17 protein-coding genes and 1 riboswitch are annotated in these 16,969 nt (G+C 27.5%); all 17 genes read left to right on the forward strand.

The window, feature by feature from the left end; genetic code table 11:
• Positions 1 to 183 precede the first annotated feature (183 nt).
• The 17 genes from E5347_RS10870 to thiE all read left to right on the forward strand — a co-directional run bounded on the left by E5347_RS10870 (position 184) and on the right by thiE (position 16,586).
• A complete protein-coding gene (locus tag E5347_RS10870) occupies positions 184 to 1,035 on the forward strand; it encodes a response regulator (protein WP_136007256.1) in 852 nt (283 codons plus the stop codon).
• 49 nt (positions 1,036 to 1,084) lie between these two features.
• On the forward strand, positions 1,085 to 1,438 hold the full coding sequence (locus E5347_RS10875) for an Hpt domain-containing protein (RefSeq protein ID WP_136007257.1): 354 nt from the start codon (positions 1,085 to 1,087) through the stop codon (positions 1,436 to 1,438).
• Positions 1,439 to 1,455: 17 nt separating this feature from the next.
• Positions 1,456 to 2,559 (forward strand): HD domain-containing phosphohydrolase, encoded by a 1,104-nt coding sequence (locus E5347_RS10880; protein WP_136007258.1) that lies wholly within the window; start codon positions 1,456 to 1,458, stop codon positions 2,557 to 2,559.
• 84 nt (positions 2,560 to 2,643) lie between these two features.
• On the forward strand, positions 2,644 to 4,908 hold the full coding sequence (locus tag E5347_RS10885; RefSeq protein WP_136007259.1) for an ATP-binding protein: 2,265 nt from the start codon (positions 2,644 to 2,646) through the stop codon (positions 4,906 to 4,908).
• 395 nt (positions 4,909 to 5,303) lie between these two features.
• Positions 5,304 to 6,152 carry a PRD domain-containing protein gene (locus E5347_RS10890; RefSeq protein WP_136007260.1) on the forward strand — a complete coding sequence of 283 codons (849 nt, stop codon included), beginning with the start codon at positions 5,304 to 5,306 and terminating at the stop codon, positions 6,150 to 6,152.
• Positions 6,152 to 8,020 (forward strand): beta-glucoside-specific PTS transporter subunit IIABC, encoded by a 1,869-nt coding sequence (locus tag E5347_RS10895; protein ID WP_136007261.1) that lies wholly within the window; start codon positions 6,152 to 6,154, stop codon positions 8,018 to 8,020. The genes E5347_RS10890 and E5347_RS10895 overlap by 1 nt, the downstream gene beginning before the upstream one ends.
• 20 nt (positions 8,021 to 8,040) lie before the next feature.
• Positions 8,041 to 9,471, forward strand: a complete 1,431-nt coding sequence (locus E5347_RS10900) for a family 1 glycosylhydrolase (protein ID WP_136007262.1) — start codon at positions 8,041 to 8,043, stop codon at positions 9,469 to 9,471.
• Positions 9,472 to 9,940: 469 nt separating this feature from the next.
• Positions 9,941 to 10,201 carry a hypothetical protein gene (locus tag E5347_RS10905; protein ID WP_136007263.1) on the forward strand — a complete coding sequence of 87 codons (261 nt, stop codon included), beginning with the start codon at positions 9,941 to 9,943 and terminating at the stop codon, positions 10,199 to 10,201.
• Between the two features lie 163 nt (positions 10,202 to 10,364).
• Complete coding sequence (locus E5347_RS10910) at positions 10,365 to 10,745, forward strand: hypothetical protein (protein WP_136007264.1); 381 nt, start codon at positions 10,365 to 10,367, stop codon at positions 10,743 to 10,745.
• Positions 10,742 to 11,194: a DUF4829 domain-containing protein gene (locus tag E5347_RS10915; RefSeq protein WP_136007265.1), complete on the forward strand. Its 453-nt coding sequence runs from the start codon at positions 10,742 to 10,744 to the stop codon at positions 11,192 to 11,194. The genes E5347_RS10910 and E5347_RS10915 overlap by 4 nt, the downstream gene beginning before the upstream one ends.
• 155 nt (positions 11,195 to 11,349) lie before the next feature.
• Positions 11,350 to 11,502, forward strand: coding sequence for a hypothetical protein (locus tag E5347_RS16910; RefSeq protein WP_168354952.1), 153 nt, complete (start codon positions 11,350 to 11,352; stop codon positions 11,500 to 11,502).
• Between the two features lie 60 nt (positions 11,503 to 11,562).
• The gene (locus E5347_RS10920; protein ID WP_136007266.1) at positions 11,563 to 11,775 is read left to right on the forward strand and encodes a hypothetical protein; all 213 of its coding nucleotides are present in this window, start codon (positions 11,563 to 11,565) and stop codon (positions 11,773 to 11,775) included.
• A 233-nt stretch (positions 11,776 to 12,008) separates the two neighbouring features.
• A complete protein-coding gene (locus tag E5347_RS10925) occupies positions 12,009 to 12,617 on the forward strand; it encodes an ECF transporter S component (RefSeq protein WP_425350455.1) in 609 nt (202 codons plus the stop codon).
• Positions 12,618 to 13,015: 398 nt separating this feature from the next.
• The gene (locus E5347_RS10930; RefSeq protein WP_136007268.1) at positions 13,016 to 13,975 is read left to right on the forward strand and encodes a tRNA dihydrouridine synthase; all 960 of its coding nucleotides are present in this window, start codon (positions 13,016 to 13,018) and stop codon (positions 13,973 to 13,975) included.
• 150 nt (positions 13,976 to 14,125) lie between these two features.
• A riboswitch (TPP riboswitch) is annotated at positions 14,126 to 14,237 on the forward strand.
• Positions 14,238 to 14,608: 371 nt separating this feature from the next.
• Positions 14,609 to 15,172 (forward strand): energy coupling factor transporter S component ThiW, encoded by a 564-nt coding sequence (gene thiW / locus E5347_RS10935; RefSeq protein ID WP_136007269.1) that lies wholly within the window; start codon positions 14,609 to 14,611, stop codon positions 15,170 to 15,172.
• Complete coding sequence (gene thiM, locus E5347_RS10940) at positions 15,156 to 15,956, forward strand: hydroxyethylthiazole kinase (RefSeq protein ID WP_425350456.1); 801 nt, start codon at positions 15,156 to 15,158, stop codon at positions 15,954 to 15,956. Before thiW ends, thiM begins: the two co-directional genes overlap by 17 nt.
• Positions 15,957 to 16,586, forward strand: coding sequence for a thiamine phosphate synthase (thiE, locus tag E5347_RS10945; protein WP_136007271.1), 630 nt, complete (start codon positions 15,957 to 15,959; stop codon positions 16,584 to 16,586). It begins immediately after the preceding gene.
• The last annotated feature ends 383 nt before the right edge of the window (positions 16,587 to 16,969 follow it).

Here is a 16,969-nt window from a genome sequence, read left to right on the forward strand (position 1 = left end):
TAAAAATATATTTCAGTTTAATATAATAATAAAATATTAAATTAATGTCAATAAATGGTGAAGTAAAAAACTAAAAATATAAAATGTATAATTACTGTTTAAAATATTTATAAATTTAATAAAATAATTAGAAGTTTATATATCTATTTTCAAAGGAACTTTTTGGGTTTTTAAGGGAGGAATATGAAAAAAATTTTATTTTTATTAAATGATTCTTTAGAATATAAGAAGTTAATAAATAAATTAATTTATTCAAATATAAGAGTTAATTTTTTAGAAGGATACACAGAAGGTTTAATAAATATAATTAACGAAATGAATTACGATATTATTTTGGTGGAAGATGATACTAGTAGTAAACAGAAGTTTAATCTTATTAGATTGCTATCAAGAAGATATAGTAATAAGAGATTGATTTTAATTTCAGATAGTAAATATGAAAAGAATGATAATAGTAAATTTGAAGTTATATCTAAAGATGAGTTAATAAGAACTTATAGAGATATATTTATTAAATATGGAGCAGAAGTAAAAGGCGAAATTCAAGAAGAAAGCTCTTTAATATCAGATGATATAAAATTATTAGAACAAATAGATTCATTAGATAAATTTAGAGGTAATTTTAGTATTTCTAGAAATACTAAGAGTGTTGTTAAAAGAAAAAAGCATATAGTTATAGTAGATGATGATGATATATCATTATTAGTATTAGCGAATCTTTTAAAAACATATGGTTATGAAGTTACTATTTTTAACGAAAGTATGGAAGCCATAAAGAAAATTAAAGAAATGAGAAAGCAGGGTAAAAAAATAGATTTATTTATATTAGATTTAATGATGCCTGTCATAGATGGTTTTACAATGCTTAAATATTTAAGGGAAACTAAAAAATTTGAAAGTACAGCAGTCCTAATTTCTTCAGCAAGAAATGATCACGATGCAATTAAAAGAGTATCAAAATATAATGTTAATGGATATTTGCTAAAGCCATATAGTAAAAACTTTATTATAGATAGGATAGAAAAAGTTATTTAGAAATATTTAATTTTGGTACTTAGATTTTTAATATAGGAGAAAAGATATTATGCAAGAGAGGTTTTTATTAGAGTTAAAGGAAATTGGAGTTGATATAGATGGAGCAATTTCTAGACTATGCAATAATATAGATTTATATAAAAAATTATTAAATAAATTTTTAGAAGACAAAAATTTTGAAATGTTAATAGATTCCTTAGAAAATAGTGATTATAAAAATATTGAAATATATGCTCATACACTAAAAGGTTTAAGTGGTAACTTAGGGTTTGTAGAGTTATCTAAAACATGTGCTGAAATGGTTGAAAGTATAAGAAAAGAAGAGTTAGATTCTTTGAGTAATATAGAGGAGAAAATCAAGTCACAATATATGGAGTTAACTACTTTGATTAGGATGTTTTAAAAGTAAGGAGGAGTATAATGGTAAAGCGTGATACTATTCTTATAGTAGATGATGTGGAGATAAACAGATCTATTTTAAAAGAGGTACTTATTGATAGCTATAATATTTTAGAAGCTGAAAATGGAAGCGAAGCCATAAGTATAATAGATAAGTGTCAAGAATGCATAGCGCTTATTTTATTAGATATTGTTATGCCTGTAATGGATGGATTTGAAACTATAGAAATATTAAAAGATAAAGGCTTATTAAACTATATACCAGTTATACTTATTACCTCCTTTGACTCAGAAGAATATCAAGAGAAGGGGCATGAATTAGGGGTTTTAGATGTTATTAAAAAACCATTTAATTCTTTTATTATTAAAAGACGTGTAAGAAATTTAGTAGAGCTTTTTAAGCATAAAAATGAAATGGAAGTATTAATAGAAGAGCAGGTTAATTTGTTAAATGAGCAAAATAAAAAATTAATTAACCAAGCACAGAGAATAAGTGATTTTAATAATAATATAATAGAAGTCTTAGGCGCTATAATTGAATATAGGGATATGGATTCAGGTCAACACATTAAGAGAATACGTTATTTTACATATGAATTATTAAAGGTTGTATCACGAATATATCCAGAGTATGGAATAACTGATGAATTAGTTGAAGTAATATCATCAGCATCAATTATGCATGATATTGGGAAAATTGCAATCCCAGATTCTGTTTTATTAAAACCAGATAAGCTTACTAAAGAAGAATTTGAAGTTATGAAAACTCATTGTTCAAAAGGAAGTGAGATTTTAAGCTTAATAAACAATATAAGTGATGATGAGTACTTAAGGTATTGTTACGATATTTGTAAATATCATCATGAAAAATGGGATGGGAGTGGCTATCCTTACGGATTAAAGGGTGATGAGATACCTATTTGGGCACAGATAGTATCTGTAGCTGATTGTTATGATGCATTGACTGCAGAAAGACCATATAAAGCAGCTTATAGTCATGATAAAGCTATTTATATGATTTTGAATGATAAGTGTGGAGTGTTTTCTCCTAAATTGAAGGAGTGCCTTAAGATAGTTTCAAATAGGTTTAAGGAGTTATCAAGTTTATACTCAGATAAAATCTAATTATGTTTTGAGATAATAATTAAATTATTTAGGATAAAATATATTAAATATTTTATTTGGAAAAATTAGATGAGGTAAAAGTAAATGATTAATATCTTTAAGAAAACTAAATTTTTAGAGACAAATAAAATTACATATCCTATACTAGCTATTATTTGCACATTAGCTGTTATATTTTCATTTGTAACTATAAGCAATATTGATCAAGTGAATAAAATAACAGAGGAAATATATGATTCTCCTCATGAGGTATCTTATGCTGAATGGAGTATACGTTGGAAAATATCAAGTATTAGTCATTATATGAGGCAAATAACAAATAAATATGATAGTACACCCATTGATGAGATTGAGGATGAAATAAGAGATATTTATAAAAATATAGAAGTTTATTATAATATAATTTATGATAAATATACTGGTCCAGAGAAACAAAATTTTATTAATAAAATTTATGAGATGGGAATCAAACAAAATGAAATAATAAAAATTGCTAAAAATGGTGAATTAGATACCGCAAGACAGATATATCAAGATGAATTTTTGCCTATAGTAAATAGTCTTGATATTATATTAAATAAAATGATTGATTCCACATTAAGAAGATCATCAGATATTGTGGAGAAAGGTAAAGGTATATATTCATTTACAAGTATATTTTTAATAGCTATTTCTATTGCTATAAGTATTATATCGATTTTCTTTGCATTTATTACATCAAAAAGAAGACGTCATGATGTTTTGTCTAGAGAAGTATTATTTAATATGCTTACAGAAAATATTGATGATGTATACTTAATGTATAGTTTAAAAGACAATAAAATTGAATTTGTAAGCAGTAATTTTGAAAAAAAGTTTGGTATTACAACTGAAGAAATATTAGCTGATTCAAGTGTACTTAGGAGATATATAAAAAATGAGGAGTTAGATAACTTAAAAGAAGTATATAATACTAAGCAAAGAAAAGTAACAGAATGGAAAACAGAAATAAAAAATCCAAGAACGTTAGAGAGTAGATGGATGCATATAAGAATATATCCAGTAATACAAGATGGGGAATTAACAAGATATGTAATTAATTTTACTGATATTACTGAAATTTTAAACTCACAAAGGGATTTAATGGATGCACTTAATTTAGCTGAAAGTGCAAATAATTCTAAAAGGAATTTTTTATCACGTATGAGTCATGAAATAAGAACTCCAATTAATGCAATTATAGGAATGACTGATATTGCTAATTCAAATATAGATGATAAGAATAAGATAGTGGATTGTTTAAATAAGATAGAGATATCTTCAAAATTTCTTTTAGGTATTATTAATGATATTCTTGATATGTCCAAAATAGAAAGTGGAAAGATGAGTATTACTTCAGAGCAGTTTACTTTAAATAGCTTCACTTCGAACATTGAATCTATTATTAATCCACAAGCAAAGTTAAAGGAGATTAAATTTAATATTATTTTTTCAGAAATAAAATACAATAATATTATAGGAGATCAACTGAGAGTTAATCAGATTTTAATTAATATATTATCAAATGCTTTAAAGTTTACGCCTAGGGGAGGGGAAATAACATTAAAAATTAAAGAAATTCAAAGAAATGGAAAGCTAAGAATACGTTTTATAATTAAAGATACAGGTATTGGAATGGATGAAGAAGAGTTAGGAAGAATTTTCAGGTCTTTTGAACAAGCTAATGTGAATACAAATATAAAATATGGTGGAACTGGTCTTGGGCTTTCTATTACAAAAAACCTAGTTGAATTAATGAATGGAAGCATTAATGTTAGTAGTATTAAGGGGGAAGGAAGTCAATTTACTGTAGAAATACCTTTTGAAGTTGATAAGAATAATATTGATGATAACTCGTATATTGAAATAGAGTCAGATAGGTTTAGAGTAGAAGACCAAAATAAAGAGATAAACTATGATTTCTCTGGAAAAAGATTTTTAATAGTTGAAGATAATGAATTAAATCTTGAGATTGCTAGTGAAATTCTTAAATTTAAAGGAGCAAATATTGAAACAGCAGAGAATGGAGAGATAGCATTTGAGAAATTTGAAAATTCATCACCTGGGTATTACGATGCTATTTTAATGGATATAAGGATGCCTGTTTTATGTGGATATGATGCAACTAAAAAGATACGTAAATCTAATCATTTAGATAGTAAAACTATTCCTATTATCGCAATGACTGCAAATGCTTTTAATGAGGATGTTTCTAAAGCACTAGAATGTGGGATGGATGATCATATTGCAAAGCCTATTGACAAAGAAATTTTATACAGTACTTTAGATAAATTTGTTAACGATAGTTTAATAAATTTCAAGACATTATAAATAAAAGAATAAGTAAATAAATACACATCATTTACTATTAAAGTAGATGATGTGTATTTTTATGTGGATATTTGAAATGAGAAAAAGTAAAAATTCTTTCCTTTAATTTTTAAAGTTATAATTTAATTAAGTAGATTTTTGATAAAATATATTAAAATAATTAGTATCTTTAATAGTATAAATATTAAATCCTTAAATTATATACAAAAAAATATGTTTGTAAGCGTTGACACTAAAAAAATTCTATATTATAATGACCCTAGAAGAAAAACTAGTAGTAACGAGGTAGTTATTACTTTGAGTATGTAACTGGTAAGCAGGCAGAACTCAGATTAGATAGAAAAGGTCCTTTTCTATCTAATCTGAGTTTTTTTTCTAGAAAGGAGTATTTTAAGATGAAAGTAAGTCAAATTTTAAATAATAATGTGGCAGTTGTTAAAAGAGGTAAGAATGAGGTAATAGTTTATTCTAGAGGAATATCTTTTAAAAAAAAGGTAGGCCAAACAATTACTGAAAGTGAAATAGAGAAGACATATGTATTAGATTCTAATGATATGTTAGAACACTTTAGTTATCTTTTAGCTAATACAGATGAAAGTGAAATTATCATGCTAAACGACATAATAGAGTATGGTGAAAAGCTATTAAATGAAAAAGCTGGTGACTATTTAAGTTTGACATTACTAGATCATATTAATTTTGCACTAAAACGTGCTGCTAAAGGACAATTTATTCGTAGCCCATTAACATGGGAAGTGAAGAAATTCTATCCAAAGCATTTTGAAATAGGAATTTATGCCTTAAATCAGATGAAGAAAAAGTACGGTATAGAATTTCCAGAGGATGAGGCTGTTTCAATTGCCTTACATTTTGTTAATTTACAAGAGGGAAAAAGTAATTTAAATGAGACCATTAAAAGTATGGAAATTTTAAGAGATATTATTTCCATAATCCAATATCATTATGGATTAAAAATTGATGAATCATCATTAAATTACATGAGATTAATAACCCATCTTCAATATTTTATACACAGAATACAAAATGGAAAAATTTATAACGATAATGATAAAGATTTAAACTCACAAATCAGAATTCTTTATCCAGAAGCATATGCATGCATACAAAAGATAGAACTCTATGTAAAGGAGCAATTTAATTGTGAGCTTTCTATAGATGAAGAAACTTACTTAATGCTTCATATTCATAGAGTTACAAACAGAAGTAGAAGAGAGGAAGAATAATGAAGTATCAAGATTTTAATAAAAAGATTATAGAGTTAGTTGGTGGAAAAGATAACGTTCAAGCTGTTGTTCATTGTATGACTAGACTTAGATTTACTTTAAAGGATCGTTCTAAAGCTAAAACAGAAGAAATTAAGAATATGGATGGAGTAGTTGATGTAGTTTCTAATGATGTTGCTTATCAAATTATAGTTGGAACTCATGTAAATGAAGTACATAGCGAATTAATCTCTATGCTTGGAATTAGTGGAGAAAGTGATGCATCTGATAAAAAAGTTAAGAAGAATCCAGTAAAGGCAGTTTTAGATTTATTCTCAGAGTCTATGACTCCAATATTAGAGCCTATTATAGCAGCAGGTATGCTTGCTGGGGTTTTATCATTACTTACTTTAACAGGATTAGTTTCAGCAGAAAGTCCTACATATTTATTATTAGATAATATTCGTTCAGCAGTATTTTTCTTCTTGCCAATATTTATGGCAATGTCTTGTGCAAAGAGGTTAAATGCTAGTCCGTACTTAGCAGTTGCTCTTGCAGCAGCACTTTTATCAGAAGGAATTAATGGAGTTGAAGGATTAAGCATATTTGGAATTTCACTTCCTACAACTACTTACTCTAACTCATTTATTCCAATAATATTAGCTGTATGGTTTATGGGATATGTGCAAAAATTCTTAAAGAAGATAATGCCACAATTTTTACATTATTTCTTAGTACCAGTATTTACTTTAATAATTTGTTTACCTATTACTTTAATGTTCTTTGGACCAATGGGAGCTTGGATAGGAAATGGTATGAGCTATGTTTGTCTATTCCTTATGGATACATTAGGTAACTGGAGTGTTATTGCATTATATGCTGCTCTTCAACCATTCTTAATTATGTTTGGAGCAGGAAACTTTATTATTCCAATAGTTGTTCAATTCCATGCTGAAATTGGTTATGATCCAGTTTTCTATGCAGCTTGTACAATTTCCGATATAGCAGTTGCTGGTGCAATGGTTGGATATTTCTTAAGAGCTAAGAATGAAAAGCAAAAACAATTATTTGGTACTTTTGGATTCAGTGCATTACTTGGTGTTACAGAACCAGCTATATATGGTGCTTTTGTTAAATTTAGAAGACCATTTATTGCAGTTATGATCGGTGGTGGACTTGGAGGTCTATTTGCAGGTATTACTAATGTTAAAACTTATGCTATGGCTTGGGGATTAGCTGGACTACCATCATATATTGGAAATAGTGATTATAAAAACTTCTATTCAATGATTATTGCAGTTATTATCGGTTTTGTTGCAGCAGCCATTGCCGCATATATATTAGGAATTCCTAAAGAAAAAGATGAAAAATCTAATGATGAAAAAATAGCAGAAGTTAAAGCTGTTGATTCAGAAGTTAATGCTTCAATAATGAAAAAAACTGTAATTAATGGATGTGCAAAAGGTGATTTAATAGAATTAGCTAAAGTTGATGATAAAGCATTTTCAAGTGGTGCTTTAGGTAAAGGGGTTGGTATAGTAGCTAATACTAATTCAGTAGTTGCACCAGCTAATGGAGAAGTAGTTACTGTTTTCCCAACTAAACATGCTTTTGGAATTAAAACAGATGATGGAGTTGAAATATTAATTCACATAGGAATTAATACAGTGGAACTTGAAGGAAAGCATTTTGATTTAAAAGTTAACCAAGGTGATATGGTAACTGTAGGACAACCTTTAGTTGAAGTTGATTTTGAAAAGGTAAAGGAAGAAGGATATGATCCAACTATAATAATGGTAGTTACAAATACTGCAGATTACTTAGATGTAATTCCAGTAAAAGAAGATTTTATAACTAGCGAAGAGGAATGTATTACAGTAGTTCTATAATATAGAGTGAGGTTTTTAATATGAAACTTAAAGAAGATTTTTTATGGGGTGGAAGTATAGCTGCCCATCAATGTGAAGGTGCATGGGATAAGGATGGAAAAGGAATAGGAATCATGGATTTAGTTACTACTGGTTCCTATGAGGTTCCTCGTGAAATATGTAAAGAGATTGAAGAGGGAAAAAGATATCCATCTCATGAAGGTATTAACTTTTATAATAGATATAAAGAGGATATTGCTCTATTTAAAGAAATGGGCTTTAAAGCTCTTAGAATTTCTATTGATTGGTCTAGAATTTATCCAAATGGTGATGATGAAGAGCCAAATAAAAAAGGAATTGAATACTATATAAATGTTGTAGATGAATTGATAAAAAATGATATAGAACCAATTATAACTCTATATCATTTTGAAATGCCTGTAAATTTAGTAAGAAAATATGGTTCATGGACTAATAGGAAGGTAGTTGATTTTTACTTAAAGTATTGCAAGACTATGTTAGAAGCTTTAAAGGGTAAAGTTAAGTACTGGGTAACCTTTAATGAAATGAATCATATAGATCCACAAACTGAAGCATCAGATATATTTACTTATATTATAGCTGGTCTTAAGTTTAGTGAAATGGAAGAAAAGAAGCAAACATTAGCTACTATTGGATATAATATGACTTTAGCAGGAGTTAAAGCTGTTGAATTAGCACATGAAATTGATCCTAATAATAAAGTTGGATGCGTATTTGGATTAACACCAGTTTACCCTATAAACTGTAATCCAGTTAATGTATTAAATGCTTTTAAAGATATGGAGCGTGATTTTTATCAAATAGATGCAATGTGTAATGGCGCTTTCCCAAGATACAAACTTAATGAATATGAGGATTTAAATATTGACATTGAAATTTCTAAGGAAGATGAAATGTCATTCTTTAATGGAAAGTTAGACTTTATAGGAGTTAATTACTATTCAACTAGTGTTGGACATCATGAGGGTGATGAAGATGGAGAAGAGACACTTTTTGGAGGAGTTCAAAATCCATATTTAGAAAAAAGTAAATGGGGATGGGCTATTGATCCAATAGGACTTAGATACTTATTAAACTATGTTTATCGTAAATACTCACTTCCAATTATAGTTACAGAAAATGGTCTTGGAGCTATAGATAAGCTTGAGGAAGATGGTAGCATTCAAGATGATTATAGAATTGATTATTTAAGTAAGCATTTAACTCAGCTAAAGAAAGCTGTTGAAGAAGATCAAGTAGATTGCTTTGGTTACTTAATGTGGGGCCCTATTGATTTAGTTAGTGCGACTACAGGAGAAATGAAGAAGCGTTATGGCTTTATCTATGTAGATAAGCAAGATGATGGAACAGGAGATTATTCTCGTAAGAAAAAGAAGTCTTTTAGTTGGTATAAAGAAGTAATTTCATCAAATGGTGATATATTAGAGTAATTTATATGAAATTACGATTAATAGTAATAAAATGATAGTAAACTAAATGTATAATGAGGAGAGTTTTAATATTCAAAACCCTCCTCATTTTTTATTCTTTTGCTTCTGAAAATGAAATTATTTATAACTAATTAAGAAAAGTGGTTCTTTGAAAATTGAATAGTACGTAATTGTAATAAAATGCGCAGTAGTATATAGCATATTATGCTTAGCCTCCGTCGTAAACTCCAAGTCGGTTCACGCACAATATTTTATATACTACTTGAATTATTTTATCTTGTAAGATTAATGATACTAAAGGAAAAAACTCCTGATGGAGTTTTAAATAAGTGAGAATATGTGCAGGAAGTACTAACATATATCATAATTAGAATAGATTGATCATTTAAATTTTTTAATGCTGAATTACTTGAAAAGATAAATATAATATGTGAAATAATCATATTGCGCATTAAAAGGAGGTAAAAACATGATTTATCAAATGCAAATATATTATGGTGCTTTATTAGATGGTCAAGCGATATACTCTCTTGAAAGTTTATTGGAAGATTATACTAAGTTTCCTAATGAAATTAATGAAGAACCATTTAAAAATGTAATTGAAATGGGAATTATTCATGATGGATTAAATCAAGATAATTTTGAAAAAGGATTTTTAACTAAAGAACAATATAAGAATAGATTTAATCCTGAAACAGAAAATACAACTAATTGGAAAGTAGAAAGATAATTGGCAGATCAAGTGAGATGAATAATTTTTAAAACACATAACTTTTATTATACATTAAAATTAATACAAAAATAGGATTTTATTACAATAATTACTGTGGTAAAATTTAGATGTAATATACAATATATCTATATTATACAAAAAAACCAAAGGGGGAGATTGTATGAATAAAACTAAATCAATTAAATTATTTGCAGGAGGACTAGTTGCTTTGTTGGGAATATCATCGGCTGATATTGTTAAAGCATATGATAATATCGAAAATAAGCAAGTAGAATCTAGCATTCAATTAAATACCATAGAAATTCAAAAAACTTTAAATGGGTATTTGAGTAATAAGTGGGAAGAATCAAAAGAATCAAAAATTATTGAAAATGAATATGTTGTATCAGATAGCTTACAAGAAAAATATGATAAGCTTAAGGCAGAATATGAGAATAAATGGAGTCAAGAAATAGGAGAAATAATTCAATGGTATAAGTTGAATTTAGATATAAATTCAATAGATAATATTAATGAATTATTTAAAGTTAACTTAATATGAATAAAAAATTAAAGATTATAATAATATTTTTCATATTTATTATATTAGGTGGTGTCATATTTATAAAATCTTTTAACACTCCAGAAAAAGTAATAAAAAACCATATAAAATATAAAAATACGCATAACATCAAGAAATTAAGTAGTACTATTACTGACGAAATATCCGATAACTATATAGAATATGTAGATAATATAGAAACTATTAAATTAATTAATATGGAACTACAAGTTGATAGTAATTTTTATAATATATATATAAATGGTGGAAAAGGAAGATTAAGAAAAGATTTATCAAGAGATGATATAAAAATATACACTGTTAATTATTATATAAAATATAAAGATGATAATAAATCAGTTAAAGGTAGTGGTAAACATAGTACTAATTATATCTTAATTAAGGAAAAAAGTAGTAATAAATGGATAATAGATGATATGGGAGGATAATCTTATTTAAATGTTTTTAGAATAAGAAAAGTATCGTACTGCTAATACGATACTAGTTCAAGAAAGCTTTATTCGGGCTATTAGTTTAATTAGATGTTTAAAATAAAGTAAGACCTAGAAATTTAATATAAATAATTTAGTATGGAGGTCGTTAAATGAAAATAAGGTTATTATGTGAAATTAAAGCAGATATAGTTGATAAAAAAGAATTAGAATCAATTGAGCATGAGGTTGGAAACAGTAAGACATTAAGAGGTGTTGAAAGATTTTGGACTAAAATACTTAAGAAAAAATTAGAGGATGTATGACCTAATCCTATATATGATAATAAAGAAATTAATATCAAAGTTGAATACTATGAAAAAGAAATGGAAAAACAAGAATTTCAAGTAGGAGATATGATTTATTGCATTGATGAAGATTATAGAGAATTCGAAGATATAGTAGTTAGCGTTGAGTTAGAAAGAGATGGAACTATATGTTACACAGGTGATAATGGATGGGATTTCTTTAAAGAGGATATCGGTAAAGAAATTTTTAGAACTAGAGAAGAACGCTCTAAATTTTTGTCAAGACCATAATACATAATATTAATTTATTACGAAGATAAAAATAAATATTAACTTGTTAAAATACCGTATTATTCAAAATTAATATGTGGTATTTTTTAGTTCGTAATTTAAAAATTAAGCATAATAAACTTAATAATAATGATAGATTAGAATGTATTTGCGGAATTGTATGGGTACAATTGACATATTTGCCATGGAGTCATAGAATTTATTATAAGTTCTATAATTAAAAGGGGGCAATTATTTTGAACAAAGAAGTTAGATTTAAGAAACTAATTCAAACAGCATTATTGGCAGCACTATGTTTTGTATCTTTTACCTATCTACAAATTAAGATTCCACTACCAGGTGGAGATGCAAGTTCAATTCATATTGGAAATGCATTTTGTGTTTTAGCAGCGTTGTTACTTGGTGGATGGTATGGGGGAGTTGCAGGAGCAGTTGGAATGACAATTGCAGACTTAATTGATCCTGTATATATAACGGTAGCACCTAAAACATTTATATTAAAATTATGTATTGGATTAATCACAGGATTAATTGCACATAGAATTGCAAAAATCAGTGAAAGTAATGATAAGAAGTATATTTTCAAATGGAGTATCATTGCATCGATTGGGGGACTAGCTTTTAATGTAGTGGCAGACCCTGTTGTTGGATTCTTTTATAAGCAATATATATTAGGACAACCTCAAGATGCAGCAGTTATATTGGCTAAACTAAGTGCAGTTACTACATTTGTAAATGCAGTTATTTCTGTAATATTAGTAGCTCTTATCTATAATGCAGTAAGACCAATATTAAAAAAATCAGGCTTATTACTGCCAGTAGGTAAAAATAATGATATTTAAATTGAGCAGGAGTTTTTAACATATTATGCTCGGCTTCCGTTGCAAGCTCCAAGTCAGCTTACTCACAATATGTTAAAAACTCCTTGAATAATTTAAACTTGGGGATGTAGGTTAACTAAAGGAAGAAATTCAGACGTGCTGAATTTCAATAAAAATTAGTGTAATCTCCTAAAATATTTTAAATGCTAAATTACTAGCAAAGATAAATTGACGGTGAAGTAAGCATATGGTTAGTAGAACTTATTTTTGTAGCCATTTATCTTATGAGCTGTCAATTTATCTTTGTGATTTTATTCGTATTTTATTATTGTTGTGTGTAAAGAAAAATTTTATAAAGTGTAGATGATGGAAAAGAAGGCTGATATAATATTTCTAGATTAATTTAAAAGGAGTTTTTTATGAAATTTTATTTAGCACCAATGGAAGGAATCACAGGATTTGTATATAGAAATTCTTATGAGAAGTTTTTTCATAATATCGATAAATACTTTACACCATTTATTGTACCAACTAGCAGTAAAAGTTTTAAAACTAAAGAGCTTAGAGATATACTGCCTGAAAATAATAAAGGAATGTATATAGTACCTCAAATACTTACTAATGATTCAGAAGGATTTATAAATACAGCAGAGAAGCTACAACAGCTTGGATATAATGAAATTAATTTAAATTTAGGATGTCCTTCAGGAACAGTTGTATCTAAGGGAAGAGGTTCAGGATTTTTAGCTAAGAGGGATGAACTTGATAAATTTTTAGATGAAATATATATTAAAGATGATATAGAAATATCAGTAAAGACTAGAATAGGTAGAGATGAACCAGAAGAGTTTTATGAGCTTATAAAAATATATAATAAATATCCTATAAAAGAGCTTATAATTCATCCTAGAACTAGGGAAGACTTTTATGGAAATACACCTAATCTTGAAGTCTTTAAAGATGCCTTAAGCTTAAGTACTAATCCAGTTTGTTATAATGGAGATATTTTTACTTTAGAAAATTATAAAAATTTTAAAAGTGAGTTTTCAGAAGTTAATGAAATAATGCTTGGAAGAGGTATTCTTGCAAATCCAGGTTTAATTGATGAAATAATTAATGATAAAGTATTAGATAAAAAAGTATTAAAAGACTTCCATGATGATATTTTGTTTAATTATAGAGAAGTATTTAAGGATGATAATATTGCATTATATAGAATGAAGGAACTTTGGGGATATATGATTTATATATTTTCTGACAATAAGAAATACTCTAAGAAAATTAAGAAATCACAAAATATAAATACTTATCAGGAGGCTATTTTAGAATTATTTAATGATCAGGAAATAGTAAGAGGAGCTGGACTTTTTAGCTCTTAATATTTAATTTTAAAACTATATTATATAACTTATAATATTTTGAAGTATGTAGATAAATAAGGATGCATAACTATATATTGACAAAGGAGTTTACTGATGCTAACATAAAGGCATACAGTATTTGGTATATAGTATTTGAAAAATTACATAATAAAAAGCTAGGGGAGCTATAATTTGGATAGCTGAGAGAAGAGCCAAAACTCAAAGACTCTAATAACCTGATTAAGGTAATTCTTACGAAGGGAAGCCATTGAATTCATATTGAAAATATTAATTAGAATGTTAGTATAGAGCTTTCCTAAGAATTAGGAGAGCTTTTTATTTTTTATGTCTTATAAAGATTAGTAGATAAGTGATTATAGATATCAATCTTTATGAAGTCTTTGGGGGAGCGCCCTAAGACTTATATAGGCAGGACAATTAAATAGCGAGGGAGCTTGTGTTTCAAGATGAGAGGTAACTTTTAAGTTGCGACCGTTTTAAAAGGGGATAATATCCTTTCTTTTAATGCGCTATTTAATTTTGTTACTTCTATCTTTTTAGCAATATTTATTTTAAGAAAGGATAATCCTAAAGTTTAGTTAGAAGCTAAGCAAAAGCTTAAAATAAATATTTCAGAAGGGAAGGAACAAAATGAACAATAATTCAAAAGTATTAAAAACAGTTTTCTTATCAATTATGGTAGCTATAGGAGTAGTAATTTCGCCAATATTGCGTGTTGAGGGAATGGCCCCAACAGCTCATTTAATAAATGTTGTATGCTCAGTATTTTTAGGCCCTTGGTACTCACTTTTATGTGCAACACTAATAGGAATAATTAGAATGATATTTATGGGAATACCTCCACTTGCTTTAACAGGAGCAGTATTTGGAGCCTTTTTATCAGGTGTTTTATATAGAGCTTCTAAGGGGAAACTTATTTTTGCAGTAATAGGTGAAATTATAGGAACTGGTGTTATAGGTGCAATAGTTTCATATCCAGTAATGACTTATTTAGTAGGAAGAGATGGATTAACAGCATTTTTCTATGTTCCAATGTTTATAACAGCAACTATAATGGGTGGTTCTGTCGCATATGTATTCTTAATTGCACTTAAGAAGAATGGAATGCTTGCTAAAATTCAAGATAGATTAGGAGGCAAAATTTATGAGGGAAGTAGAACTTTTAATAAAGAGGCTACTGGATATCAAAAATAAATTAATAGTAGAAAAACCTCTTATTCACTGTATAACTAATCATATAACTATTAATGATTGTGCTAACGTTGTACTAGCTATAGGTGGTAAACCTATTATGGCTGAGCATTGCAAAGAAGTTTCAGATATAACATCTTCAGCCAAGTCATTAGCAGTTAACTTAGGTAATATAAGTGATAGTAGAATGACTTCAATGATGATTTCAGGAGAAGTAGCTTATAAAAAAGAAATCCCTTCAATTATTGATATAGTTGGAGTGAACTGTAGTAATCTTAGGCGTGACTTTGCTCTAGAGTTTATAGAAAAATGTAAACCTAATGTTATTAAAGGTAATATGTCAGAAATAAAATCAATACTTGGATTAGAAACAAAGTCTAAAGGGGTTGATGTTAGTGAGGAAGATAGTACAGGAAAAAATAATATTAATGACAATATTAATATTGTAAGAAGTCTTTCAAAGAGAACTAATTCAATTGTAGTTTCAACGGGTGAAATAGATTTAATAAGTAGTGAAAAAGAAACTTTTATAATTGAAAATGGATGCAAAGAACTTTCAATGATAACTGGTACAGGTTGTATGTTAAATGCTTTAATTGCAACTTGTATAAGTGGTGGTGATATTTTAGAAGGGGCAATACTTGGAACTTTGATTATGGGAATCAGTGGAGAATTTTCTAAAGAAGCAAAAGGAACAGCTTCATTTAAAGTAGATTTATTAGATAATATTTCAACTATTAAAGAGATAGATATAATAGAAAAATCTAAAATAAGGGTGGTAGAGTAAATGAGATTTGATTGTAGTTTATATTTAGTAACTGATAGCACTGGACTTGAAGAAAATGAGTTTTTAAACAAGATAGAAGAGGCTTGTAAATCAGGGATTACCTTACTTCAATTAAGAGAAAAAGATAAAACAGGTAGAGAATATCTTGAACTAGCATTTAAAGTTAAGGAAATTACTGATAAGTATAATATACCATTAATTATTGATGATAGAATAGATATTGCTATGGCTGTAGATGCTGCAGGAGTTCATGTAGGGCAAAGTGATATTAATGTAAGATATGCAAGAAAAATACTTGGAAGTAATAAGATAATAGGTGCTACAACTAAAACCCTTAAGCAGGCTGAAGAAGCTGTTAGAGAAGGGGCAGATTATCTAGGAGTTGGGGCTATATATCCAACTACAACTAAGGTTAAAACTGTAATAACTGAAGTTTCAACACTAAAAGAAATTTGTGAATTAGTAGATATACCAGTTGTAGCTATTGGTGGACTAAATGAAGAAAACTCTGATATACTTAAAGGAAGTAAGATAAGTGGAATAGCAGTAGTATCGGCAATTATGAAAGCTAAGGATATTAAAGAATCTGTAGTAGGATTAAGAGAAAAGATAAGTACTATTAAACTATAATCATAGCTGTATTTTTATATTTAGTTTGTGAATGGATGGTAGAAATTATTAAGAACCATGATAACAAAGAGAATTAATGGTTACTTCTAGAAATCTATTAGAGATGATTAATTCTAAGAAGAACAAAGATTTAGATTTATAATTAACTAATGTGATTAACTAGAGGGAATATTGAGAAAATTTAAATTTATTTATAATTATTAAAATAACTCCGTCAAATATTGACAAGCTTACTGATGGATGATAATATAAGAAAAAATCCCTTTAAATTGATTCGAGAAATCAGCAAGGAAGTTATAGTATGCTTGTATGTTTTAGCCTTTTATTTTAAATAAGATTAAAATAAAAGATTTAGTAGAGTTATAGTAACCTTCCTTAATATT

This window comes from Clostridium sartagoforme, assembly GCF_004794105.1.
Lineage (GTDB): Bacteria > Bacillota > Clostridia > Clostridiales > Clostridiaceae > Clostridium > Clostridium sartagoforme_B.